Annotated in this window: 19 protein-coding genes, 3 pseudogenes and 1 riboswitch; of the genes and pseudogenes, 18 read left to right on the forward strand and 4 right to left on the reverse strand. The window is 71.1% G+C overall.

All coding sequences use genetic code 11. The annotated features are described in order from the left end of the window. Nucleotides 1-16: 16 nt before the first annotated feature. Together ACRAKI_RS31765 and ACRAKI_RS31770 are read right to left on the reverse strand one after the other, a co-directional pair. Complete coding sequence (locus tag ACRAKI_RS31765) at nt 17-1,621, reverse strand: carboxyl transferase domain-containing protein (RefSeq protein WP_447004177.1); 1,605 nt, start codon at nt 1,619-1,621, stop codon at nt 17-19. A 122-nt stretch (nt 1,622-1,743) separates the two neighbouring features. After that, a complete protein-coding gene (locus ACRAKI_RS31770) occupies nt 1,744-2,532 on the reverse strand; it encodes an SGNH/GDSL hydrolase family protein (RefSeq protein ID WP_447004178.1) in 789 nt (262 codons plus the stop codon). Between the two features lie 189 nt (nt 2,533-2,721). On the opposite strand from ACRAKI_RS31770, the gene ACRAKI_RS31775 reads away from it, so the two are divergent. The 12 genes and pseudogenes from ACRAKI_RS31775 to ACRAKI_RS31830 all read left to right on the forward strand — a co-directional run bounded on the left by ACRAKI_RS31775 (nt 2,722) and on the right by ACRAKI_RS31830 (nt 13,170). After that, nucleotides 2,722-3,297, forward strand: a complete 576-nt coding sequence (locus tag ACRAKI_RS31775) for an SACE_7040 family transcriptional regulator (protein WP_447004179.1) — start codon at nt 2,722-2,724, stop codon at nt 3,295-3,297. 147 nt (nt 3,298-3,444) lie between these two features. After that, a complete protein-coding gene (locus tag ACRAKI_RS31780; protein WP_447004180.1) occupies nt 3,445-5,598 on the forward strand; it encodes a phospholipase A2 in 2,154 nt (717 codons plus the stop codon). A gap of 855 nt (nt 5,599-6,453) precedes the next feature. Then, nucleotides 6,454-6,954 (forward strand): hypothetical protein, encoded by a 501-nt coding sequence (locus ACRAKI_RS31785; protein WP_447004181.1) that lies wholly within the window; start codon nt 6,454-6,456, stop codon nt 6,952-6,954. A 171-nt stretch (nt 6,955-7,125) separates the two neighbouring features. Next, nucleotides 7,126-8,154: a Gfo/Idh/MocA family protein gene (locus ACRAKI_RS31790; protein WP_447004182.1), complete on the forward strand. Its 1,029-nt coding sequence runs from the start codon at nt 7,126-7,128 to the stop codon at nt 8,152-8,154. A 263-nt stretch (nt 8,155-8,417) separates the two neighbouring features. Further along, the gene (locus ACRAKI_RS31795) at nt 8,418-8,726 is read left to right on the forward strand and encodes a hypothetical protein (protein WP_447004183.1); all 309 of its coding nucleotides are present in this window, start codon (nt 8,418-8,420) and stop codon (nt 8,724-8,726) included. Nucleotides 8,727-8,787: 61 nt separating this feature from the next. After that, a complete protein-coding gene (locus ACRAKI_RS31800; RefSeq protein ID WP_447004184.1) occupies nt 8,788-9,141 on the forward strand; it encodes an SSI family serine proteinase inhibitor in 354 nt (117 codons plus the stop codon). Nucleotides 9,142-9,642: 501 nt separating this feature from the next. Beyond that, nucleotides 9,643-10,056, forward strand: a pseudogene (locus ACRAKI_RS31805) (AarF/UbiB family protein); the annotation flags it as partial. A 94-nt stretch (nt 10,057-10,150) separates the two neighbouring features. Then, entirely contained in the window at nt 10,151-10,819 is a 669-nt protein-coding gene (locus tag ACRAKI_RS31810; protein WP_447004185.1) for an AarF/UbiB family protein, read from the forward strand. 71 nt (nt 10,820-10,890) lie between these two features. Next, complete coding sequence (locus ACRAKI_RS31815; protein WP_447004186.1) at nt 10,891-11,670, forward strand: hypothetical protein; 780 nt, start codon at nt 10,891-10,893, stop codon at nt 11,668-11,670. Continuing rightward, nucleotides 11,663-11,977 (forward strand): winged helix-turn-helix domain-containing protein, encoded by a 315-nt coding sequence (locus ACRAKI_RS31820; RefSeq protein WP_447004187.1) that lies wholly within the window; start codon nt 11,663-11,665, stop codon nt 11,975-11,977. Before ACRAKI_RS31815 ends, ACRAKI_RS31820 begins: the two co-directional genes overlap by 8 nt. Beyond that, nucleotides 11,974-12,459: a glutathione peroxidase gene (locus ACRAKI_RS31825; RefSeq protein ID WP_447004188.1), complete on the forward strand. Its 486-nt coding sequence runs from the start codon at nt 11,974-11,976 to the stop codon at nt 12,457-12,459. Before ACRAKI_RS31820 ends, ACRAKI_RS31825 begins: the two co-directional genes overlap by 4 nt. Before the next feature lie 210 nt (nt 12,460-12,669). Continuing rightward, nucleotides 12,670-13,170 (forward strand): GNAT family N-acetyltransferase, encoded by a 501-nt coding sequence (locus tag ACRAKI_RS31830; RefSeq protein WP_447004189.1) that lies wholly within the window; start codon nt 12,670-12,672, stop codon nt 13,168-13,170. 106 nt (nt 13,171-13,276) lie between these two features. Here ACRAKI_RS31830 and ACRAKI_RS31835 read toward each other — a convergent pair whose 3' ends face one another. Both ACRAKI_RS31835 and gcvH read right to left on the reverse strand, forming a co-directional pair. After that, nucleotides 13,277-14,641: an L-serine ammonia-lyase gene (locus ACRAKI_RS31835; protein WP_447004190.1), complete on the reverse strand. Its 1,365-nt coding sequence runs from the start codon at nt 14,639-14,641 to the stop codon at nt 13,277-13,279. 2 nt (nt 14,642-14,643) lie between these two features. Then, on the reverse strand, nt 14,644-15,024 hold the full coding sequence (gene gcvH, locus ACRAKI_RS31840; protein WP_447004191.1) for a glycine cleavage system protein GcvH: 381 nt from the start codon (nt 15,022-15,024) through the stop codon (nt 14,644-14,646). A 138-nt stretch (nt 15,025-15,162) separates the two neighbouring features. Beyond that, a riboswitch (glycine riboswitch) is annotated at nt 15,163-15,258 on the reverse strand. A gap of 193 nt (nt 15,259-15,451) precedes the next feature. On the opposite strand from gcvH, the gene ald reads away from it, so the two are divergent. The 6 genes and pseudogenes from ald (at nt 15,452) to ACRAKI_RS31870 (ending at nt 23,509) form a co-directional block, all read left to right on the forward strand. After that, a complete protein-coding gene (ald, locus tag ACRAKI_RS31845) occupies nt 15,452-16,558 on the forward strand; it encodes an alanine dehydrogenase (protein WP_447004192.1) in 1,107 nt (368 codons plus the stop codon). Nucleotides 16,559-16,933: 375 nt separating this feature from the next. Then, nucleotides 16,934-17,116 (forward strand): hypothetical protein, encoded by a 183-nt coding sequence (locus tag ACRAKI_RS31850; RefSeq protein ID WP_447004193.1) that lies wholly within the window; start codon nt 16,934-16,936, stop codon nt 17,114-17,116. Between the two features lie 5 nt (nt 17,117-17,121). After that, complete coding sequence (locus ACRAKI_RS31855; RefSeq protein WP_447004194.1) at nt 17,122-17,496, forward strand: hypothetical protein; 375 nt, start codon at nt 17,122-17,124, stop codon at nt 17,494-17,496. A 48-nt stretch (nt 17,497-17,544) separates the two neighbouring features. After that, a pseudogene (locus tag ACRAKI_RS31860) lies at nt 17,545-18,762 on the forward strand (ABC transporter ATP-binding protein); the annotation flags it as partial. A gap of 42 nt (nt 18,763-18,804) precedes the next feature. After that, a pseudogene (locus ACRAKI_RS31865) lies at nt 18,805-19,659 on the forward strand (hypothetical protein); the annotation flags it as partial. A 97-nt stretch (nt 19,660-19,756) separates the two neighbouring features. After that, nucleotides 19,757-23,509 (forward strand): ABC transporter ATP-binding protein, encoded by a 3,753-nt coding sequence (locus ACRAKI_RS31870; protein WP_447004195.1) that lies wholly within the window; start codon nt 19,757-19,759, stop codon nt 23,507-23,509. Nucleotides 23,510-23,534 lie beyond the last annotated feature (25 nt).

A 23,534-nucleotide genomic window follows, 5' to 3' on the forward strand; every position in this document is an offset into this window, starting at 1 on the left:
TGTCGCAACATCGCCCTCACATCCGGAAGACGCCGTAGGAAACCGGCTCGATCGGGGCGTTCGCCGCCGTGGACAGGGCCAGGCCGAGCACCATGCGCGTGTCGAGCGGGTCGATCACGCCGTCGTCCCACAGCCGGGCCGTGGAGTAGTACGGGTTGCCCTGGTCCTCGTACTGCCGCCGGATGGGCGCCTTGAACGCCTCTTCGTCCTCGGCGGACCACGCGTCACCGAGCTGGTCGCGCCGCACCGTCGCCAGCACGGACGCCGCCTGCTCGCCGCCCATCACCGAGATCCGGGCGTTCGGCCACATCCACAGGAACCGGGGCGAGTACGCCCGCCCGCACATCGAGTAGTTGCCCGCGCCGAACGACCCGCCGATGACCACGGTGAACTTCGGCACGCGGGCGCACGCCACCGCCGTCACCATCTTCGCGCCGTGCTTGGCGATGCCCGCCGCCTCGTACTCCCGGCCCACCATGAACCCGCTGATGTTCTGCAGGAACACCAGCGGCACGCTGCGCTGGTCGCACAGCTGGATGAAGTGCGCGCCCTTCAGCGCCGACTCGCCGAACAGCACGCCGTTGTTGGCGACGATGCCGACCGGGTGGCCGTGGATCCGGGCGAACCCGGTGACCAGCGTCGCGCCGTACTCCTTCTTGAACTCCTGGAACCGGCTGCCGTCCACGACCCGCGCGATCACCTCGCGCACGTCGTACGGGGTGCGGCTGTCCGTGGGCACCACCCCGTACAGCTCGGCGGGGTCGACGACCGGTTCGACGGTCGGCTCCACCTGCCACGGGCGCGGGGCGCGCGGCCCCAGCGTGCTGACGATCGAGCGCACGATCCTGAGCGCGTGCGCGTCGTCCTCCGCCAGGTGGTCGGTGACGCCGGACGTGCGCGAGTGCAGCTCGCCGCCGCCCAGCTCCTCGGCCGTGACGACCTCGCCGGTCGCGGCCTTCACCAGCGGCGGGCCGCCGAGGAAGATCGTGCCCTGACCGCGCACGATCACCGCTTCGTCCGACATCGCGGGCACGTACGCGCCGCCCGCCGTGCACGACCCGAGCACGGCCGCGATCTGCGGGATGCCCCGGCTGGACATGGTGGCCTGGTTGAAGAAGATCCGGCCGAAGTGCTCGCGGTCCGGGAACACCTCGTCCTGCCTGGGCAGGAACGCGCCGCCGGAGTCGACCAGGTAGACGCACGGCAGGTTGTTCTGCAACGCCACCTCCTGGGCGCGCAGGTGCTTCTTGACCGTCATCGGGTAGTACGTGCCGCCCTTGACGGTGGCGTCGTTGGCGACGACCACGACCTCGCGGCCGGAGACGCGGCCGACACCCGTGATGACGCCCGCGGCCGGCGCCTCGTCGCCGTACATGCCGTCGGCGGCGAGCGGTGACAGTTCGAGGAACGGCGAACCGGGGTCGAGCAGCGTGTCCACCCGGTCGCGGGGCAGCAGCTTGCCTCGCTCGACGTGCCGGGCGCGGGCCTTCTCCGGGCCGCCCAGGGCGGCCGTGCCGAGCTTGGCGCGCAGGTCGTGCACGAGCCGGGTGTGGTCGTCGTGGTAGCGCCGGAAGGCATCGGCCGACTTGTCGGCCGTGCTGCGCAGCACCGGGGCGTCCATCGGGCTCCTCGCGGTTAGCAGTCGTTAACCCGAGGAGATGTTAGCGCTTGTTAACGCCGGCTCACAAGCCGGAGGGGGCCGCGGGTGCGGCCCCCTCCGGGAGTGCGTCACGCTCGTGCAGCTCAGCCCGTGACGGCGTTGAGCTGCGGCAGGTAGCCGAGGCGCTGGCCGTTGCGGTTCGGGTGGTAGGACTCCTCCACCGGCCAGGACAGGCTGTTCAGCCACCAGTCGGACGAGCAGATCTCGTGGCCGGTGAACGCGCCGCGCAGGTCGCGGTAGGCGAACGCCTTGGCGCCCGCCCGTGCGGAGATGACCTGGTGCAGGGTGTCGGACGCGGAGTTGATCGCGGCCCGCTTGGTGTCGCTCAGGCCGACCGAGCAGCTGCCCGGCACCTTGTACAGGCGCGGGTAGCCGAGCACGACGACCGTGGCGGACGGCGCGCGGTTGCGGATCTGGGTGTAGACGTTGTCGAGCAGGCCCGGCAGGGTGTTCGTGGCGTAGGCCTTCGCCTGGTTGACCCGGTTGACACAGGTCGAGTCGGAGCCGAACGTGCAGGTGGTGATCACGTCGGTGAACCCGGCGTCGTTCCCACCGATCGAGATGCTGACCAGGGACGTGGTCGAGGTGAGGGCGCTGACCTGGTTGTTCAGCACGTCACCGGTCCGCGCGCCGGAGCAGGCGACGAACTTGAACGACGCCGGCGCGTGCGAGGCGGCCCAGAGGGCGGGGTAGCTGTACGGGCTGCGCTTGCAGCCGCCCGAGTCGCCGTAGTACGAGCCGGTGCCCGTTCCGGACGAGTAGGAGTCGCCGAGGGCGACGTAGTTGGCGCCGGCCGCCTCGGCCGGCACGACGAGTGCGAGCGACGCGGCTAACGCCAGTGCTGCGGTGGACAGGATTCGGACAAGGCGCATCGGAGCCTCCCGGAGGGAAACAACGCAGGGTGATGCGGAACACGTCAAGTGTTACCAGCAGGTAAGGCCGCTTAAGAAGAGTGGGTCAAGAGTTAACTACGTGTTTCGAGGACCGGTTGGTGATCTTCTGCCGACGGTGAGGTTAACGGGCGTTTACGTGCGTCGGGCCCGCCGTTTAAGATGGGCGGCGTGCCAGCCGAGACAGCGAAGCAAAACCGCCGGGACCAGATCCTGGCCGCCGCCGCCGAACTGTTCGCCCGGCACGGCTTCCACGGCGTCGGAATCGACGACATCGGTGCCGCGGTGGGCATTTCCGGGCCGGCGCTGTACCGGCACTTCCGGAGCAAGGACGCGATGCTGGGCGAGATGCTGACGTCCATCAGCGAACGGCTGCTGGAAGGCGGGCAGGCCAGGGTGTCGGCGTCCACCGACCCGGCGCACGCACTTCGGGAACTGATCCGGTGGCACGTCGATTTCGCGCTGGACGACCCGGCGTTGATCACCGTGCAGAGTCGCAACCTGGCCAACTTGACCGACCCCGACCGGCGACGGGTGAGAGCGCTCCAGCGCCGTTACGTCGAGGTGTGGGTGGAGATGATCCGCAAGACCTCGCCGGAGGTGGACGAGCCCACCGCCCGTGCCGCCGCGCACGCCGTCTTCGGCCTGATCAACTCGACCCCGCACAGCGCCCACCTGGACCGGGACCAGATGGCGACCCTGCTCTCGCAGATGGCCCTGGCCTCCCTGGCCGGCGCCCTCCCGTAGTGCTCCGAACGTCCGGGCCGCTCGTTCCGAACGTCCGAACCGCCCGTTCCGAGCGTTGAACTCGCGTGTGCCGAGCGCTGGCCTCGGTTGTTCCGACCTTAGGACGCACGCCGTCTGAACGTAGGACTCGCGTAACCTTGGCGGCCGATGAGCGACTTGGCGGTGAACACCACCGGGGGGTGGCCGGGACTCCGGTTGCTCGCCCGCCTGCCCTCCTGGTTCAGGTTCCTGCTCGTCGCCCTGGCCGTTCTCGTGTGCGGGGTGATCGCCTCCCGCCCGGCCGGAGCGACCGACACGACCCCCCTCACCGGTGACGTCGCGACCGCCGCCCGAGCCGTCGAGGCGATGGCGGCCCCCACCGGCGCCAGCCCGCTCACCGCGTTCCCCCCGGACTTCACCGAGGTGGTGAACCGCGCTCCGGTGCTCATCACCGCCCCGGACGGGACCACCCGGGCGATCGACCCGAACGGCGGGTGCTCCGGCCCGGCCGGCGACACCGAATGGGACTTCGGCGCCGGCTGCAAGGCGCACGACCTCGGCTACGACCTCCTGCGCTACGCCGAGCAGAAGGGCCGCCCGCTCGGCCAGGACGCCCGCAAGGCCCTGGACGCCCGCCTCGCCCAGGACATGCACGCCCAGTGCGACCACAACCCGCGCGGCCACGCCACCCGCTGCCACGCCACCGCGCAGCTCTACGCCGTTGGGCTGGAGTTCAACTCCTGGCGGCAGCGCTGGGGCCCGCCCGGCCACGAACCGGTCCTCGCCTGGGGCTTCGGCAGCGCCGTCGTCGTCTTCCTCCTGCTCGCCCGTCTGCCCCGACGTCCGGAACGACGGCAGGAGCGCGACACCGCGCCGCCACCGCGCATGACCGACGACCGCTACGCCACCTTCCTGCGGCTCGGCGCGCTCGGCGTGGTGATCATCAGCCAGTCCGTGCTCACCGTGCTGCACTGGGCGGGCGTGAGCGCGACCTGGCTCTGGCTGCTCACCTGGGCGCTGCAGGCCATCCCGGTCTTCTACTTCGCGGGCGGCCACGCGAACCTCACCAGTTGGCACGCCGTCCAGGCCGACCACGGCGGCTACGGCCGCTACCTGTCCGCCCGCGTCTCGTGGCTGCTCCGCCCGGTGCTGGCGTTCGTGCTGGCCTGGCTGGTCCTGCCGCTTCCCCTCGAACTGCTGGACGTGGACAAGTCCCGGGTGGAGATGTTCGGCCGGTTGATCGCCCACCCGCTGTGGTTCCTCGGCCTCTACGTGGTCGCGGTCGCCGCCACCCCCGTCATGGCCTGGCTGCACCGCCACGCCCGCCTGGTCACGCCGGTCGCGCTGGTCGCCGCCATGGTCGTGGTCGACCTCGCCCGCATCGCGTTCCAGTGGCGCACCGGCGGCTACCTCAACCTGGTGCTCGGCGCCCTCCTGCTCCAGCAGCTCGGCTTCTACTACGCCGACGGCAGCCTGCACCGGATCTCGCGCAAGGTGCTCGGCGCCCTGGCCCTCGCCGCCGTCCCCGCGTTACTCGCGCTGATCACGTTCGGCGGCTACCCGCGCACGATGATGTCGCTGCCCGGTGAGGGCGGTTCGAACCTCAGCCCGCCCACCATCTGCCTGCTGGTGCTCGGCCTGGCCCAGATCTGCCTGGTGCTGCTGCTCCGGTCGCGCGTCACGGCCTGGCTCGAAGGCCACCGCCAGTGGAGCGTGGTCGAGTTCGCCCGGACCACGCCGATGACCGTCTACCTCGGCTACCTCACCGTGCTGGCGACCGTGATCGGCCTGCTGGGGCTGCTCGACCCGCCCGCGGCCTACGCCTGGGTCGCCTCCCGTCCCCGCTGGCCGGCCGTCCTCGTGCTGCTGCTCCTGCCGGTCCTCCTGGCGTTCCACCGCTTCGAGCGCAACGCCGCCCTGAGCCCTTGCCGCACCCGCGAGACGCACCGCACCCGACTCGCCGTCACGCTCGGCGCGGGGTACGGCGTGCTGGGCGTCCTGGGGTTCGTCGTCACGGGTTTCGCGGGCGCGGGCGGCACGCTGGTCGTGTTCAAGGTCGACCCGCTGCAGAACCTGATCCACCTGCTGCTCGCCTGGTACCTGCTGCACACCGCCCGCGCCGGCACCTGCCACGACCGCCGCCCGTGGCTGCTCACCGCGCTGGCCTGCGTCCCGCCGCTGCTGGTGCTGGAGCCGACCGCCGCGATGGTCGCCCTGCACGGCGCGACGATCGTGGCCGCCCTGCTCGCGGCGATACCGAAGCAGGACCAGGCACGCGCAGCCGAACACGGGCAGCCACGTCCCGCGCTCCAACACCCATAGCGCTTCCGAAGGCGGGGTGTGCGGGCCGCGCAGCGGGCCGACCACCGACCCGACCAACGTCGCCACCGGCAACGCGCTCCGGTGCACCAGGAAGATCGTCAACGCCCGCGCGTTCAGCCCCCGCGCCCGGAACGACGGCCGCAGGACCAGCACCACCCCAACCCCAGCAGCACCGGTGTGAACGCCGTCAACACCACGTACACCGCCAGGAACCACAACGGCGTCACGACAGGTACCCGACCGTCGACACCGTCTGCTGCGGCAGCCCGCGCAAGGACAGTCCGGGAGGACAAGGCCCCACACGCCGAGGAGCACCGCCACCGGCAGCACGAGCTTCCGCGCCCGCAGCCACCACGGCGCCGCCGACCGCGCCGCCCCGAACCCGCCGACGAAGAAGAACAAGCCCAACGCCTGGAGCACCCAGCTCACCGGCACCAACCCGGGCATCCACCGCAGCGGGCTGTCCACCACCGTCCCGTCACCCGTCAGCACCACCGCCGTCACCAGCCAGTGCCCCAGCACCACCCCGACGACGGCGACCGCCCGCGTCGCGTAGATCACCGGATCGCGCATCACGGCGCCTCACCGACCCCCTCGAAGACCCGCGTGCGGTCGCGGAGCAGCACGACCAGGAGGAGAGTGCGGATCAGGGCCCCGATGCCAGGCCGCGGGTCGTGCCCGCACATGCCACCGTGGGCTGACCTACCCGGGTAGCACCCGGACCGGAACCCATACCCGAGACCGCACCCGCCGGACAAGCCGTTGCGGCAGGCGAACGCCACCAGGTAGGCAATACGGCAGAGCCGCGAATACGGCAGACCTGTGCGCCCCTACTCCGTGTTGGAAGATGGCTGAATGCACCCGCAGCAAGATCCGGATCGCTGGTCACGGCTCCAAGCCGTGGCCGGCGAGGCCCTGGCCGCCGCCAAGGTCGGGGAAGACGCTGTCGCGGTCGACCTGGTCACGGGCTTCCTCAGTGGTTCGCCCGAGGGCAACGAGGAGATCCGGGAGCTGGTCCTCCTGCTGTTCTCCGAGTGCAGCGCCATGGTCGCCGTCCTCGGTTCGGGCGGCGCGACGCCGGTGAAGATGCAGGTCTTCGACGAGGACGGGCAGGAGGTGCAGATCGACGACGCCGACCCGCCGGTGCGGACCGCGATCCGCACGCTGCTGGCCGAGGTGCACGGCGACCAGGAGGCGGCGGCCGAGCAGATCGAGATCGCGCTGGCCAACGGACAGCCCCAAGAGCTGGCCACGGTCGTGCTCCAGGCCCTCCGGTGGACGGTCAAGCTGGCCGTGGAGTGCGAGTTGCGCGAGCTGCCCGTGGCCGCCTGGATCGCCACCGCCCTGGACGAGTAGGTCGTCCTCACCACCACGGCCCCCCACCACCACGGCAGCAAGGGACCTTGCCAACCGGCAAGCGCTTGCGGGTGCGGCGTGCGGGTGCGGACCAGGAGGTCGCGCCCCGGAACCGGCCGGCGCCATCGGCACGGACCACCGAGACGAAGCCGGACGCCTAGGGTTTCGGCCATGCGCACAGCTCTGATCGGCTACGGACTAGGCGGCGCCGCCTTCCACGCCCCGTTCCTCTCCACCACCCCCGGCCTGACCCTGTCCGCCATCGTCACGTCCAACCCCGACCGCCGCGCCGAAGCGGCATCCCGCTACCCCGGCACCGAACTGATCGCCTCGCTCGACGACGTGTGGCGGCGGGCAGCCGAGTTCGACCTCGTGGTGATCACCACACCGAACCGCTTCCACGCCGCCCACGCCCGCACAGCCCTGGGACACGGCCTGAACGCCGTGGTGGACAAGCCGTTCGCCCCCTCCGCCCCGGAAGCGCGCGACCTGGCCGCGCTCGCGGCGTCACGCGGCCTCCTCCTCGCCCCGTTCCACAACCGCCGGTGGGACGGCGACTTCCGCACCGTCGCGCGGTTGATCGACGAAGGGGCACTGGGCGACGTCCACCGCTTCGAGTCCCGCTTCGAGCGCTGGCGGCCGGAGATCAAGGACAGCTGGAAGGAATCCGGCGACCCGGCCGACCTGGGCAGCATCGCGTTCGACCTGGGCACCCACCTCGTGGACCAGGCAGTGGCGCTCTTCGGCCGGCCGACGACCGTCTACGCCGAGATCCGGACCCTGCGCCCGGGCGCGAGGGCCCACGACGACGCGTTCATCGCCCTGACCCACCCGTCCGGCACCGTCTCGCACCTCTGGGCCTCGGCGCTGGCGGCCTCGCTCGGCCCCCGCTTTCGCGTGCTCGGCAACCGCTCGGCCTACGTGAAGCACGGCATGGACCCCCAGGAGGAAGCCCTGAAGGCGGGGCGGACCCCCGGCGGCGAAGGCTGGGGCGAGGACCCCGTCGACCAGTGGGGTGTGCTCGACACCGAGCCCGTGCCCACCGAGCCAGGCGCCTACCAGCAGTTCTACGCAGCCATCGCCGCCGGCCAGTCCCCCGTCCCGACCGCGGACGCGATCACCGGCCTGGAGATCCTCCAAGCGGCCCTCGAGTCGGCCCGCACCGGCGCCACCGTCTCCCTTGCGCAACGATCCTCTTAGTACCTGAGAGTCTTGACATGGAGGACAGGCGTGTGCGGGCCATCTCGGAGCACAGGGCATCATCGCCCCACCCGAAGGCGACCGGCCAGGTCTTCCACACGATCGTGCAAGAGTGCCACGACTGGGACACCGGGTGACGGTCGTTCGCCGACTACGTGCCGCGGTTCGCCCGCACCTGGCCGGCCCGGACGTGCCGGACGAGATCGACTACCTGCACCTGACCCCGCCGACCCCAGCGGCCGACCGGGCTTCCGCGCCCCCACGTGACGATCCACCACGACGGCACGACGAAGTCCACTGTGGACCTCACCACCTGGCCCCTGCTCACCCTCAAGGAGGCGTGGAAGGCCGACGTCCCGTCGCCGAACGTCCTCGACGTCCGGGAACCGACCGGCGAACTGGCCAAGCGGTACGGCATCGACACCGGGGGCGCCACCCTGGTCCGACCCGACGGCGTGCTCGCTCGGCGCACCACCGAAGGCACCACCCTCGAAGGCCCCACCCCGGCCGCCCGACTGACCACCACCCTGGCCACGCTCACGTCCGAGCCCGTTGACCCCCACCAACACTGACCACTACACGATCAGGTGAGTTCACTGGAGCCAGTGGCGCGAGGCGGTCAGGCTGAGCAGCATGGCACCACTCCCTCTGCTCGCGGCGTTGGCCGCCCTGGTCCCCGCCGTCTCCGCACCCGAGTCGATCCTCATGCTCAGCACGTCGCGCGGCATGACCATGCGCGCGACCACCCTGATGTGCGAACCCGCCGGCGGCATGCACGCCCACGCCGAAGACGCGTGCCGCGCACTCTCCGATGTGGACGGTCAGTTCACCGGCCTGGCCACCGGTCACGCCTTCTGCACGCTGGAGTACGACCCGGTGACCGTTCGCGCGTCGGGCACGTGGCGCGGTGAGACGCGCGTGTTCGAGGCCAGGTTCCCGAACCCGTGCGTGATGCGCGCCGAAACCGGCCCGGTGTTCGACTTCTAGGGTTTCGCAACGGGGGTCCGGCAACGGGTTCCGCCAACGCGTTTCGCGAAAACCCGCAGCGGGGCCCACGACACCGCCGCCGAAGTCATGGGCCCCGCCACGGGGTTCCTGCGAAGGTCCTAGGACCTCTGTTGCCGACCGTAGGGACTCCACTCCGGATCGTCAACAATCTTCACATTCGTGAAACTTTCACATTCGTGAACGGTAGATCCGCCCACCGTCTCAGTCCGTCCGCCCTATCCTCCGCCCGATCCGCTTGCGGGATGACGCATGGGTGATTCCGTGCTGCACACGGTGGGCGTTCCACTGATGTTCCCGCTCCTGGTGCTGGGCCTGGCACTGGCCACCCGGCACATCCTCGGGCTGCACGTCGGCCTGGTCCGCACCGCGCTCGCGTGCACGCTCGGCCTGTCGCTGAGCGAAGTGGCGCTGAGCACCATGCCGACCTCGGACACGATGCCCGCCCTGGCGACCGTGCAGATCGGCATCTCGCTCCTGCTGATGATCGCCCTGCTGACCTCCCCAGCTCGGCCACCAGCACCTCGCGCACGGCGGGCCACGGGGCGGCGGGGACCTTGCCCTGCAACAACATCAGCTCGTCGACGACGTCCGCGGGGAGCAGTTCGGGAGGTGCAGCGGCCGGGCGTGCGGCGGGTCGCCGAGGGCGACCTGGACATCGTGAACCGGCTGGCCTCGACGCTGCACGACAAGACCCGGTGGGGCAAGGCGATCGGCGTGCGCGACCTGGTCGCCGGGTTCTCCACCGCGCTGCGCGAGGAACCGGACTTCCGGGTGGAGGCGCGCAACCTCGCCGCCGTGCGCGCCGCGTCCACCGACTCGGACATCGTGCTGCCGGCCGTGCACCACGAGCTCTGCACGTCACGCGTGCTGGTGATGGAACGGCTGGACGGCGTGCCGATCCGGTCGGCGCCCCTGGACACGACCGGACCGCGACGCGCCGGCCCGCTCACTGCTGGACGCGCTGCTGCGCCAGGTCATGGTCAGCGGCGTGTTCCACGCCGACCCGCACCCCGGCAACATCATGCTGCTGGGCGACGGCCGGCTCGGGATGCTGGACTTCGGCTCGGTCGGCCGGCTCGACGCGCAGCTCCGGTCGGCGCTGGGCAAGATGCTGCCGGCGATCGACCCGGACGTGGAGATGTTCGGCGACCTGTTCACGCTGGTCCACCGGTACGGGTTGAGCGTCCCGCCGGAGGTCGCGGCGGTGTTCCGGGCGTTGGCGACGGTGGAGGGGACGCTGGCCGCGCTGTCGCCGGGGTTCGACATCGTGGTCGAGTCGCGGGTGTTCGCGGACAAGCATTTCAGCGCGCACCTCACGCCGGAGTCGTTGCGGCGGACGGTGACCGAGGAGCTGCACTCGATGCTGCCCATGCTGCGCCGGCTGCCCCGGCGGGCCGAGTGGATCTCCGGCGCGTTGGAGCAGGGTCGGCTGGGCTTGAGCATGCGGCTGTTCGCCGACGAGCGGGACCGGCAGTTCATCGTGTCGCTGCTGCACCAGGTGATGCCGACCGTGCTTGGCGCGACGGCGGGCCTGATGGTGGCACTGCTGCTGGGCGCGGACGGTGGACCGCAGGCGGGCCCGGGCGTCTCGCTGTCCAGGTGCTCGGCTACAACCTGCTGGTCATCAGCGTGCTGCTCGGCATGCGGGTGGTGGTGACGATCTTCCGACCACGCAGTTGACCGGGTTCCGCGGTTGACACCTCAGGTTTGCGGTGCAAACCTGACTGCATGGCAGACTTGTTGGGGGATCTGGACGCACTGCGTCGCAGGGCACGGAAAGACCGCCATGCCTACCCGTTCCCGCTCCTCTTCTTCGGCATCGCGTCGTTCCTCGCGATACCGCTCTACCAGCCGTGGGGCCCGGAGGCGCTCGACTGGGGGTACACGGCAAGGTGGGACCCCCTGCCGTCGCTCGGCACGGGCCACGCCATGCGGTACCCGATGGCGCTCGGCCTGTACTGGCTGACCGTGCTCGTGGTCGGAGCCCTGGTCACCGCGTGGTGGTACCGCCGGCGAGGCCGCCGGGTCGGCATCGAGACGTCCACCGGCGGTTACCTCGCGGCCGTGGCGATCGGCGTCGGCTCACCGCTGGTCAGCGAGACCATGCACCGGTACGTGCCGATGTCCAAGTGGGGGCAGCTCCAGCAGGGGCCGGCCACGGCGGTCGGCCTGATGCTGATCGCGGCGGCCACGGTGCTGTGGCGCTGGAAGGCGCCCCGCGCCCTCACCGCCGTGATGGCGGTGCTCGGCACGGCAACGCTGCAGTACGCCCAGGGCTGGGTCGGCCAGTTCATCGTGATCGGCCTCGGCCTGGTGGTGCTGGCGGCGGTGGAGCGCAGCACCCGGTTCACCACCACCACGGCCGGCTACCTCGTCGCGGTGTGCCTGTCCGCCGGTTTCACACCGGTGCGGGACGGGCCGGCGACCCTGTGGTCGATGGCCTCCGTGGTGCTGTTGCCGGGATTTGTGCTCGTCGTGGGAGGTCTGGTGGGGTTGCGGCGTGAGTGACCACCCGACCGCGTCGCTGGACGACGTGGTGCACCAGAAGCACCGGCTGGGCATCCTGACCATCGCGGCCGAGGCGAAGCGAGTCGAGTTCGGGTACCTGCGGTCGACGTTGGAGCTCACGGCCGGGAACCTGTCGCGGCACATCACCGTGCTGGAGCAGGCCGGGCTGATCGCGGTGGAGAAGGGGTACGACGGCAAGCGGCCCAGGACGTGGGTCAGCGTGACGCCGGACGGGCGGGCCGCGTTGGCGGCGGAGATGAGCGCCCTGCGCGCGCTCGTGGAGCGCCACGTAGCCTCGGGCTCATGAGCATCCACGACATCCCCGTGCACACCTTGTCCGGCGAGCCGTCGAGCCTGGGTTCGTTGGCGGGCAAGGCGTTGCTGGTGGTGAACGTCGCGTCCAAGTGCGGGCTGACGCCGCAGTACAAGGGGTTGGAGCGGCTCCAGGAGCGGTACGCGGCGCAGGGCTTCTCGGTGGTCGGGTTCCCGTGCAACCAGTTCGCCGGGCAGGAGCCGGGCACGGCGGAGGAGATCGCCACCTTCTGCTCCACCACGTACGGCGTGACGTTCCCGCTGTTCCAGAAGATCGACGTGAACGGCCCCGAGCGGCACCCTCTGTACGCGGAGCTGACCGCTTTCGCCGACGCCGACGGCGCGGCCGGCGACGTGCAGTGGAACTTCGAGAAGTTCCTGGTGACCCCCACCGGCGACATCGCGGCCCGATTCCGCCCCGCCACCGACCCGGAGAACGAGGCCGTGGTGAAGGCGATCGAGTCCGTCCTCCCGTAGCGAGTCCGCACTCCCACACCGAAGTCCGCCCTCCCCCGAAGTCCACCGAACTCCACCGAACGACGCGCGGGAGGTAGCCCAACCGAGGGCCGCCTCCCGCACCGCACCCGTCAACCGGTGGAACGACCCGCCAGGACGGCAGGACGCGTGACCGACCAACCCGCCCCCGAACAGCCCGGATCCTGCGCGGCAGGGCAACTGGTCACCTCAGTGCCGGGACTGGTCCTCACCGCGTTGACCGCCGCCGACGCCGAGTCCTACTACGCCGTCCTGGACCGCAACCGCGACCACCTCAACCGCCACGGCGACCACGTCAACGAGGCGCACGCCACCCTCGCCTGGGTCACCGATCACCTGGCCCGACCTGGGCCCGACTGGTACGGGATCCGGCTAGAGGACCGCCTGGTCGGCCGCGTCGACCTCGCCCACGCCGCCCCACCCGGGTACGGCCTCGGCTACTGGCTCAGCCACGACGCCACGGGACACGGCTACGCCACCGCCGCCTGCACGGCCATCGTCCGGCACGCCCGGACCTTCCACGGCGCCACCGACATCTTCGCCGGAGTCACCCACGGCAACCACCGCAGCGTCGCCCTGCTGGGTCGTCTCGGCTTCCGACCCATCACCGAGTTCGAGACCTACACCCGGTTCCACCTGCCGCTGAACCCGCCACCACAGCGCGCCCGCGACGACGTGCCCCTGCTGCCGTAGCCACCGAGGAGTCCGGCCACACCACCGCTGACCCGGTCCACGCCAACGGCAACGGGCTCCACCCCGCGTCAACGAGGTGGAGCCCGTCAGGTGCGGCTCACGGCCGTCAGCACTCGATGACGTTCACGGCGAGGCCGCCGCGTGCCGTCTCCTTGTACTTGCTCTTCATGTCCTTGCCCGTCTCACGCATGGTCTTGATGACCTTGTCCAGGGACACGAAGTGCGACCCGTCCCCGCGCAGCGCCATCCGCGCCGCCGTGATCGCCTTGATCGCCGCCAGCGCGTTCCGCTCGATGCAAGGGATCTGCACCAACCCGCCGATCGGGTCGCACGTCAACCCCAGGTTGTGCTCCATCGCGATCTCGGCCGCGTTCTCGACCTGCTCCGGCGTGCCGCCGAGCACTTCCGCCAGACCACCGGCCGCCATCGAGCACGCCGAGCCGACCTCACCCTGACAACCGACCTCGGCGCCCGAGATCGACGCGTTCTCCTTGAACAGCACGCCGACCGCACCCGCCGTCAACAGGAACCGCACCACCCCGTCGTCGGACGCGCCCGGCACGAACCGCGTGTAGTAGTGCAGCACCGCCGGCACGATCCCGGCCGCTCCGTTGGTCGGCGCGGTCACCACGCGACCGCCTGCGGCGTTCTCCTCGTTCACCGCCAGAGCGAACAGGGTCACCCAGTCCATCACCCGCAACGGGTCGGTGGCGAACTGCTCGGCCGCCAACGACTGCCGCATCTCCGCCGCGCGCCGCCGGACCTTCAGACCTCCCGGCAGCACACCGGTCTCGTTGCACCCGCGCTCGACGCACTCCTGCATGACGTTCCAGATGTGCAGCAGCCCGGACCGGACGTCGGCCTCGCTCCGCCACGACGTCTCGTTCGCCAGCATCACCTCGGAGATCGACGACCCGGTCTCCCTGGTCCGCGCCAGCAGCTCGTCACCGGTCCGGAACGGGTGCGCGAGCGGCGTCTCGTCCGCCTTGATCCGGTCCGTCCCGCTGGCCGTGTCGTCCACGACGAACCCGCCGCCGACCGAGTAGTACACCGCCGAGTCGACCACGGCGTCACCCGAGTGGGCGGTGAAGCTCATGCCGTTGGGGTGCAACGGCAGCGACTTCCGCCGGTGCATGACCAGGTCGGTGTTCTCGCTGAACGCGATCTCCCGCTCACCACCCAACCGCAGCCGCCCGGTGGCACGGATCTCCGCCACCCGCCGCTCGGCCTCGGCCGGGTCGACCTCCTCCGGCCGGTGCCCCTCCAACCCGAGCAGCACCGCCTTCGGGCTCCCGTGCCCGTGCCCGGTCGCGCCGAGCGACCCGAACAGCTCCGCGTGCACCCGGTCGACCGACGCCAGCACCGGACCCAAGCGGCCCGCGAACATCGCCGCCGCCCGCATCGGACCCACGGTGTGCGAACTGGACGGTCCGATCCCGACCGAGAACAGGTCGAACACGCTGATGGCCATGCTCAGTCCCCGGTCAGTTCCGCGTACTTCGCGGCGGTCAGCAACCCGGTCGCGTCCTCCACGGCCACCTTGAACAGCCAACCGCGGCCGTACGGGTCGTTGTTGATCAACGACGGGTCGGCCACCGCCTCCGCGTTGACCTCCACCACCTCGCCGCTGACCGGCGCGTACAGGTCGCTCACCGACTTGGTCGACTCCAGCTCGCCGCACACGTCGCCGGACTTCACGCGGGTGCCCGGTGCGGGCAGCTCCACGAACACGATGTCGCCCAGCGACTCCGCCGCGTACGAGGTGATGCCGATCGCCACGGGGTCCTGGGTACCCGGCGCCCAGTCCACCCATTCGTGCTCGGGCGTGTACAGCAGGTTGTCCGGAAAGGTCATCGCAGCGCTCCCTGGGTGAGGTTCGGATCCCCACTCTGTCCTGGGACCTGAGAGCTTCGCCGGGTCACGACGGCCGACCGTCGAACCGATCCCGGCTTGCACCGTGGGTGCGCGCCGAAGCACGCTTTCCAGAGTTGCCTCACCCGTGCGGTTCTCGCTGCCTGAGAGTGTGCGGGGTGGCTTGCTCCTTCGGCGCCCCGGCACGAACACCGAGGTCTCTCCCGCGCGGGTTCCGGCGCTCGACAACGCGCCGCGGCCGATGTTCAGTTGGTGTGCGCACGCTAAGCCCCGCCCGGACGGGTGTCAACGCGCCGCCATGTTTGTTCGAGGAGCACAACTGGGAACCCTGCCGTTAGTGCCGGCAGCACGATGACACCGAAACCCCGGTACCGGACCTTTGGTGTAACAAAGCCCGAAGGAGCCCACCGTGCGGATCGCCGTTCCCCGCGAGATCAAGAACCACGAGTACCGCGTCGCGCTGACCCCGGCGGGTGCCCATGAGCTGACGCAGCGCGGTCACGACGTGGTGGTCGAGGCCGGCGCGGGCCTCGGCTCCGCCATCACCGACGAGGAGTACCTGGCCGCCGGCGCGAAGGTCCTGGCCACCGCGGACGACGTGTGGGCCGAGGGCGACCTGGTGCTCAAGGTGAAGGAGCCCGTCGCCGAGGAGTACCCGCGGCTGCGCAAGGGCCAGGTCCTGTTCACGTACCTGCACCTGGCCGCCGACCGGCCGTTGACGCAGGCGCTGGTGGACTCCGGCACGACCGCGATCGCCTACGAGACCGTGCAGGCGCCGAACGGCGCGTTGCCGCTGCTGGCCCCGATGTCGGAGGTCGCGGGCCGCCTCGCGCCGCAGGTGGGCGCGTTCGCGTTGATGAAGCCCTCCGGTGGGCGCGGTGTGCTGCCCGGCGGCGTGCCCGGCGTGCACCCGGCGCGCGTGGTCGTCATCGGCGGTGGCGTGGCGGGCCTGAACGCCGCCGCGATCGCCGTCGGCATGGGTGCGGACGTGCAGATCCTGGACACGAACGTGGACCGGCTGCGCCACATCGACGCGCTGTACCAGGGCCGGCTGCGCACCCTCACGTCCAACCGCTTCGCGGTGGAGCAGGCCGTCCGCGAGGCCGACATGGTGATCGGCGCGGTGCTGGTGCCCGGCGCGAAGGCGCCGAAGCTGGTGTCCAACGACCTGGTGGCCCGGATGCAGCCCGGCTCGGTGCTGGTGGACATCGCGATCGACCAGGGCGGCTGTTTCGCCGACTCGCGGCCGACCACGCACGCCGACCCGACGTACGAGGTGCACGACTCGGTCTTCTACTGCGTCGCCAACATGCCCGGCGCGGTGCCGCGCACGTCGACCTACGCGCTGACCAACGTGACGCTGCCGTACGCCGTGGCGCTGGCCGACCAGGGCTGGCAGGCGGCGCTGCGCGCGGACGCGTCGCTGGCGCTGGGCCTGAACGTGCACGAGGGCCTGGTGACCAACCTGCCGGTCGCCGAGGCGCACGACATGCCCCACACCGCGCTCGACCTCTGAGCGCCGCGAACCGCACCTCGCCGCGCGCCGCGAACCCGTCCAACGCAGAGGGCCCCGCTCACAGCACGTGAGCGGGGCCCTTCGACGATAAGACGGCCCGCTCAACCAGCCTGGGGGTCACTGGGAGCGGGCCGCGCTACCAATCTTAGCCGGGAACCACGTTCCCTGCCCAGCGACCCCACCGATTCAGCCGACATTTCCCCGTCACTTGGCAACACACCGTGCGCGTTCTCAAGCGAACGAGTGAATTCGCGTCGTAACAGGTAAGTCACGACGACTGGCCGGCCGATGCACAGGACGGGGCTCCGCGGCTACGCAGCGGGGTCGTCCGCCAGCGCGGCGGCACTCTGCCGCGCCACCCCGATCGGAGCGCAGATGGCTGAACCCCAGGGTTGGATCGACTGCCACGACCCGTTCGGACGGGACCGGTCGATGACCGTCCTCGTCGAGAACGACCGGGTCCTGCTGGTCGCACCACCAGGCGAGTCCGCCGTGATGTCCGTCACACAGACGCGGAGGCTGCACCACCTGCTCGACCAAGCCGCCGACAGGATGTGACCCGGGTGGACGAGGCACTGCGGGCCGCCGTCATGCGTCGGCTGGCGCAGCTTGACGAGGTCGTCGAGAGCGGTGAGGCGGAGGCACTGGTGCCGCTGGCCCGCTCCGAGATCCACCGCCTGGCCGACGGCTGGCGCCTGCTGTTGACCGTGCACCAACCGGATCCGGACGGCCGCTGCGGCGCGTGCCCCGGCATCGTGCGGCACAAGAAGTGGCCGTGCCAGGTGTGGAACATGGCGCACCAGCACCTCATCGGCGAGGGCGTGCCGCACCGCGAGCGCCGCCGCCCGCTGCGCCCGCTGCGCCGCCCGAACGACGCCGGGACGACCGCCGAGATCCCGACCACCGGACCGAAACCCCGACATGCCCTACCCGAGTGAACCGCCTAAGGCAGGATGACGCCCGGTAGGAGTAATCGGGAGGGACGCGTGCACGACGGCACAGGCCGCATCGTGGTGCAGAACTTGACCAAGCAGTTCGGTCCGGTCGCAGCGGTGCAGAATCTCAGCTTCACGGTGGAACCCGGGTCGGTGACCGGGTTCCTCGGCCCCAACGGATCGGGCAAGACGACGACACTGCGCATGCTGCTCGGCCTGGTGACCCCGACCGCGGGCACCGGACTGATCAACGGCACCACGTTCGCGCAGCTCGGCAACCCCGCCAGGGTGGTCGGCGCGGTGCTGGAGGCGCAGGGCTTCCACCCGAAGCGCACGGCGCGCAACCACCTGCGGGTCTACGCCGCCGCCATCGGCGTGCCGGACTCTCGCGCGGAGCAGGTGCTCCAGCTCGTCGGCCTCGGCGCGGCGGGCTCGCGCAGGGCGGGCGGTTTCTCGCTGGGCATGAAGCAGCGCCTGGCCCTGGCCACCGCGCTGCTCGGCGACCCCCAGATCCTGGTGCTGGACGAGCCGGCCAACGGGTTGGACCCGGAGGGCATCGCGTGGCTGCGGTCGTTCCTCCAGTCCTACGCGCGCAGCGGGCGGACGGTGCTGATCTCCAGCCACCTGCTGGCCGAGGTCGAGCAGACGGTCGACCAGGTGGTGATCATCAGCCGCGGCCAGACGATGTACTACGGGCAGCTGGACCACCTGCGCGCCCAGCGGCAGAGCCGGGTGCTGGTGCAGCCGTCCGACGCGGGCGCGCTGGTCGTGGCGCTGCGCGAGGACGGCATCCACGCGATCGAGCAGTTGCCGGACGGCCGGATCGCGGTCACCGGCGCGGAGTCCAAGCAGGTCGCGGACACCGCGTTGAAGGCGGGCGTGTCGATCTACGGCATCCAGGAGGAGAAGGCCGACCTGGAGCAGCTGTTCTTCCAGCTCACCAACGGCCAGTACGCGGCGCCGGGGCAGAACCAGTACGGCCAGCAGCCGGGCTACCAGCAGCAGGCGTACCAACAGCAGGGCTACCAGCAATTGGGCTACCAGCAGCAACAGCCCGGCTACCAGCAGCAGCCCGGTTACCAGACGCCGCCGCAGGGCCCGTACCTCCAGCCGCCGGCCGGGTACGAGCAGCAGCAGTACCAGCCACCGCAGGCCCAGCAGCCACCGCCGGGGTACGAGCAGCAGTACCAACAGCCCCCACAGGGCCATGAACCACCGCCGGGACAACAGCCGCCGCCCCAGGACAACCCGTACGGTCAGCAACACGGAGGGCGGCCACGGGGGCGGTGCGTGATGGGCAACCTGATCAAGTCGGAGTTCCGCAAGACGACGACCACCGGTCTGTGGTGGGGTCTGATGATCCCGACCGTGCTGATGGCGCTGGGCTGGGCGCTGGCCACGGGGGCCATCTCCACCAGCGTCAGCGACGTCATGAGCAGCGCGGAGGCCGAGGACCTGACCCTGATGCTCGGGGTGGACCCGTCGCAGTGGCAGCTGTCGCTCTTCGGGATGGCGCGCAGCATCAACATCGCCACGATTTTCCCGATGATCTTCGGTGGGCTGGCGATCTCGAACGAGATCAACCGCCGGACCATCACCACCACGTTCCTCACCGCGCCGACCAGGGTCTCCGCGATGCTGGCGAAGATGGTCGTCTACATCGCGTGGGGCGCGATCTTCGGCGTCGCGATCGTGGCGTCGGTGAGCATCGGCATCGGGCTGACCTCGGACGCCAGCAACCTGCCGGACGCCGGGGGCTGGCTCGCGCTGGCCGGTGTCGGCATCCTGTCGTCGATCCTGATGACGATGTTCGGCGTGGGCGTGGGCGCGCTGATGACCAGCGTCGTGGGCACCACCGTGGTGCTGCTGCTGTACATGCTGCTGGTGGAGAACGGCCTGCACTACGTGCTGGCCTCGCAGGACCTGCCGGAGATCATCGGCTTCCTGCCCAACGGCTCGGTCAACGGCCTGACGGGCTCGGTGGCGGCGTCGCTGTTCCTGTCGAACGCCGGCGTGGTGCCGGACGAGCTGGTGGAGGTCGTGCGTGCCCTCGCGGGTGCGCTCGGCGCGTTCGACTGGTGGCTGAGCGGCCTGATCTTCCTGGTGTGGACGGCGCTGTTCTTCCTCGGCGGCTGGGCCGCCACGCAGCGCAAGGACATCACCTGATCGCATGGTCTTGAACGCCTGACGAAGGCCGTCCCCGAGCGCGGGGGCGGCCTTCGTCACATCTCTGGGCCCGACGCTGTCGGAGGTCCGTCCTAATGTGGATCCCGTGACCAAGACCGACGGCTGGATCCGCAGACTCGCCACCGCGTGCTGGCAGCACCGTGCGCTGGTGGTGTGGTCGATCCTGGCCGCGGTCGTGGGTGTCGGCCTCCAGGCGGTCGGCCCGCTGCTGATCAAGGTCGCGGTGGACGACGCCATGGCCGGCCGCACGGACCGGTTGACCTGGCTCGCGGTCACGCTCGTCGGCTTGGAGCTGCTGACGTTCGGCACGGCGTTCGTGCGCCGGTTCCTGGGCGGGCGGCTCGCCGTGGACGTCCAGCACGACCTGCGCCAAGGCGTGTTCGGCGCGGTGCAGCGGCTGGACGGGCCGAAGCAGGACGCGATGCGCACCGGCCAGGTGGTGTCCCGCTCGATCACCGACCTGCAGCTGGTCAACAGCCTGCTCTCGATGACTCCCCTGGCGTTCGGCACGGTGGTGTTCGCCGTGGCGGCCGTCGCGGCGATGTTCTGGCTGTCCCCGCTGCTGACCGTGATCGCCCTGGTGATCGTGCCCGCGGTCGGCGTGGTCGCGGCCCGCAGCAGGCTGACGCTGTTCCCGGCGACGTGGTCGGCGCAGCAGCGCGCGGCGGACGTGGCGCAGCACGTCGAGGAGACCGTGACGGGCGTGCGCGTGGTCAAGGGCTTCGGCCAGGAGGCGCGCGAGATCAGCAGGCTGGAGACGCGCGCGAAGCTCCTGTTCGCCGAACGGATGCGCGCGGCCCGCCTCACCGCCCGCCCGTCCGCGACCCTGACCGCCCTGCCGTACCTGGGGCAGGTGGCCGTGCTGGCGCTGGGCGGCTGGCTGGCGCTGCGCGGCGAGGTGACGCTGGGCACGTTCCTGGCGTTCGCGACCTACGTGGCGACGCTGGTCGGCCCGACCCGCCTGCTGTCGAGCCTGATGGTGACCGCCCAGCTGGCCAGGGCGGGCGTCGAGCGGGTGTACGAGCTGATCGACTCGCAACCGGACGTGGTCGACGGCGACCGCGACGTCCCGCCCGGCCCGGTCTCGGTGGAGCTGGGCAACGTGACCTTCGGGTACACCCGGAGCGAACCGGTCCTGTCGGAGGTGTCCCTCCGGGTGGAGCCGGGCGAGACCCTGGCGATCGTCGGCACCGCGGGCTCGGGCAAGTCGACGGTCTCACTGCTCCTGCCCCGGTTCTACGACGTGCACGAAGGAGCGGTGTCCGTCGGCGGCGTCGACGTCCGCGAGCTGCGCCTCTCCTCCTTGCGGCAGACCGTGGGCACGGTGTTCGAGGAGGCGTTCCTGTTCTCCGACACGGTCCGGGCGAACATCGCCTACGGCCTGCCGGACGCCTCGGACGACCAGGTGCGCGCCGCCGCGCGGGCGGCCGAGGCCCACGAGTTCATCGAGGCCCTGCCGAACGGCTACGACACGGTGGTCGGCGAGCGCGGACTGACCCTCTCCGGCGGCCAACGCCAGCGCGTGGCACTGGCCCGCGCGCTGCTGTCCGACCCGCGCGTCCTCGTCCTGGACGACGCCACCTCAGCGGTCGACACCGCGACCGAGGCCGCGATCCACCGCACCCTGGCCGCCGTGACGGCCGAGCGCACCACGCTCCTGGTGGCGCACCGCCGCTCGTCGCTGACCCTGGCCGACCGCATCGCCGTCCTGGACGCGGGCCGCGTGGTCGACGTGGGCACGCACGCCGAGCTGCACGAGCGCTGCCGCCTCTACCGCGAGCTGCTGGCCGGCCCGGGAGAAGCGATCGAGCAGGTGGCGCCCCGCGCCGACGCCCACCTGGAGCCGGGCCCGGACGGCACCACCCCCGAGCTGTGGCCCGAGTCCGACGAGGACGAGCTGGCCGTGCGCGCGGCGAACCGCTCGGTGGGCGCGGGCGTGCCCAAGCCGGCCAAGAGCGGCGGCGGCACGTCAGCCCTGCTGGGCGGCACCCCGCCGACCCCGGAGCTGATGGACCGCGTCCACGCCCTGCCGCCCGCGCAGGACGTCCCCGAACTGCACGGCGAAGACCCGCGGGCGCCGGACCCGGGCTTCCGCCTGCGCACCCTCCTGCGCCCCGTCCGCTGGGCGATGCTGGGCGTGGCCGGCCTGCTGCTGGTCGACACCGCGCTCGCGGTCGCGTCACCGAACCTGGTCCGGCTGGGCATCGACCGGGGCGTGGTGGACGGCGAGGTCGGCTGGCTCTGGGTCGCGGTGGCGATCAGCCTCACCCTCGTGGTGCTGGGCTGGGCCTCCGCCGCCGCCGGCACCGTCGTGACGTCCAGGGTGGGTGAACGCCTGCTGTACCTGTTGCGCGTGCGCAGCTACGCCCACCTGCAACGACTGGGCCTGGACTACTACGAGCGCGAGATGGCCGGCCGGATCATGACCCGGATGACCACCGACGTGGACGCCCTGTCCAGCTTCCTCCAGACCGGCCTGACCACGTTCGTGATCAGCGTTCTCACCGTGGTCGGCATCGCCGCGGCGCTGGTGATCACGGACCCGGGACTGGCACTGGTCGCGTTGAGCGTGCTGCCGATCCTGCTGATCGCGACGGTGATCTTCCAGCGCCTCTCCTCGGCCGCCTACGGGGAGGCGCGGGAACGCATCAGCGCCGTCAACGCAGACCTCCAGGAGAACGTCTCCGGCCTCCGCGTGTCCCAGGCCTACACCCGCGAGGCGCGTTCGGCGGAGGCGTTCGCCGAGCGCAGCAACGCCTACCGCCGGTCCCGCATCCGGGCCCAGCGGTACATCGCCACGTACTTCCCGTTCCTGTCCCTGCTGTCCGGCGTCGCGCAGGCGGGCATCCTCGTGGTCGGCGCCTACCGGGTGGCGGGTGGCACCCTGTCCCCCGGCGTGCTGCTGGCGTTCGTGCTGTACCTGGGCCTGTTCTTCTCGCCGCTGTACCAGCTGTCCGGCGTGTTCGACGGCTACCAGCAGGCCAGGGTCGGCTTGAGCCGCATCGGCGACCTGCTGCGCACCCCCACCACCGTCCCCCCGGCCGAACACCCGCTACCGGTGACGGCGCTGCGCGGCGAGGTGGAGCTGCGGGACGTGACGTTCGCGTACCCGGGCACCACCCGCCCGGCGGTCGAGCGGATCTCGCTGCACGTGTCGCCCGGCGAGACCGTGGCGCTGGTGGGCGCCACCGGCGCGGGCAAGTCGACCCTGGTCAAGCTGGTGGCGAGGTTCTACGACGCCACCGAGGGCACCGTGCTGATCGACGGCGTGGACATCCGCGACTACGACCTCTCGGCCCTGCGCCAGCGCCTCGGCATCGTCCCGCAGGAGGCGCACCTGTTCGGCGGCGACATCGCCGAGAACGTCGCCTACGGCAACCCGGACGCCACCCGCGCCGAGATCGAGGCCGCCGTCCGCGCGGTGGGCGCCATGCCGGTGGTCGCCGCCCTGCCGGCCGCCTTCCACCAGCAGGTGGGCGAACGAGGCCAGGGCCTGTCCGCCGGCCAACGCCAGCTGGTGGCCCTCGCCCGCGCCGAACTGGTCCAGCCGGCCATCCTCCTCCTCGACGAGGCCACCGCCGCCCTGGACCCGGCCACCGAGTCGGCCGTCCTCAAGGCGAGCGACCACCTGGCCGGCGCGAGGACCACCTTCGTCGTAGCCCACCGCCTGGCCACCGCCGCACGGGCGGACCGGATCGTGGTCCTCTCCGAAGGCCGGATCGTCGAACAGGGCACCCACGCCGAGCTGCTGGAGGCGAACGGCCACTACGCCCGCCTCTGGTCCCACGGCGCCGACCTCGGCAAACCCGAACTCACCGCCACCCACTGACCGCGCCGAAGGAGCCTCCCGAGTG

Source organism: Saccharothrix isguenensis (assembly GCF_052936305.1).

Coding starts and splice junctions, on each gene's coding strand:
- ACRAKI_RS31800 (WP_447004184.1), top strand. CDS start 8,788: ATGGCACCACTCCCTCTGCTCGCGGCGTTGGCCGCCCTGGTCCCCGCC.
- ACRAKI_RS31785 (WP_447004181.1), top strand. CDS start 6,454: ATGCACCCGCAGCAAGATCCGGATCGCTGGTCACGGCTCCAAGCCGTG.
- ACRAKI_RS31770 (WP_447004178.1), bottom strand. CDS start 2,532: ATGCGCCTTGTCCGAATCCTGTCCACCGCAGCACTGGCGTTAGCCGCG.
- ACRAKI_RS31815 (WP_447004186.1), top strand. CDS start 10,891: ATGGCAGACTTGTTGGGGGATCTGGACGCACTGCGTCGCAGGGCACGG.
- ACRAKI_RS31835 (WP_447004190.1), bottom strand. CDS start 14,641: ATGGCCATCAGCGTGTTCGACCTGTTCTCGGTCGGGATCGGACCGTCC.
- ACRAKI_RS31780 (WP_447004180.1), top strand. CDS start 3,445: ATGAGCGACTTGGCGGTGAACACCACCGGGGGGTGGCCGGGACTCCGG.
- ACRAKI_RS31790 (WP_447004182.1), top strand. CDS start 7,126: ATGCGCACAGCTCTGATCGGCTACGGACTAGGCGGCGCCGCCTTCCAC.
- ACRAKI_RS31825 (WP_447004188.1), top strand. CDS start 11,974: ATGAGCATCCACGACATCCCCGTGCACACCTTGTCCGGCGAGCCGTCG.
- ACRAKI_RS31765 (WP_447004177.1), bottom strand. CDS start 1,621: ATGGACGCCCCGGTGCTGCGCAGCACGGCCGACAAGTCGGCCGATGCC.
- ACRAKI_RS31850 (WP_447004193.1), top strand. CDS start 16,934: ATGGCTGAACCCCAGGGTTGGATCGACTGCCACGACCCGTTCGGACGG.
- gcvH (WP_447004191.1), bottom strand. CDS start 15,024: ATGACCTTTCCGGACAACCTGCTGTACACGCCCGAGCACGAATGGGTG.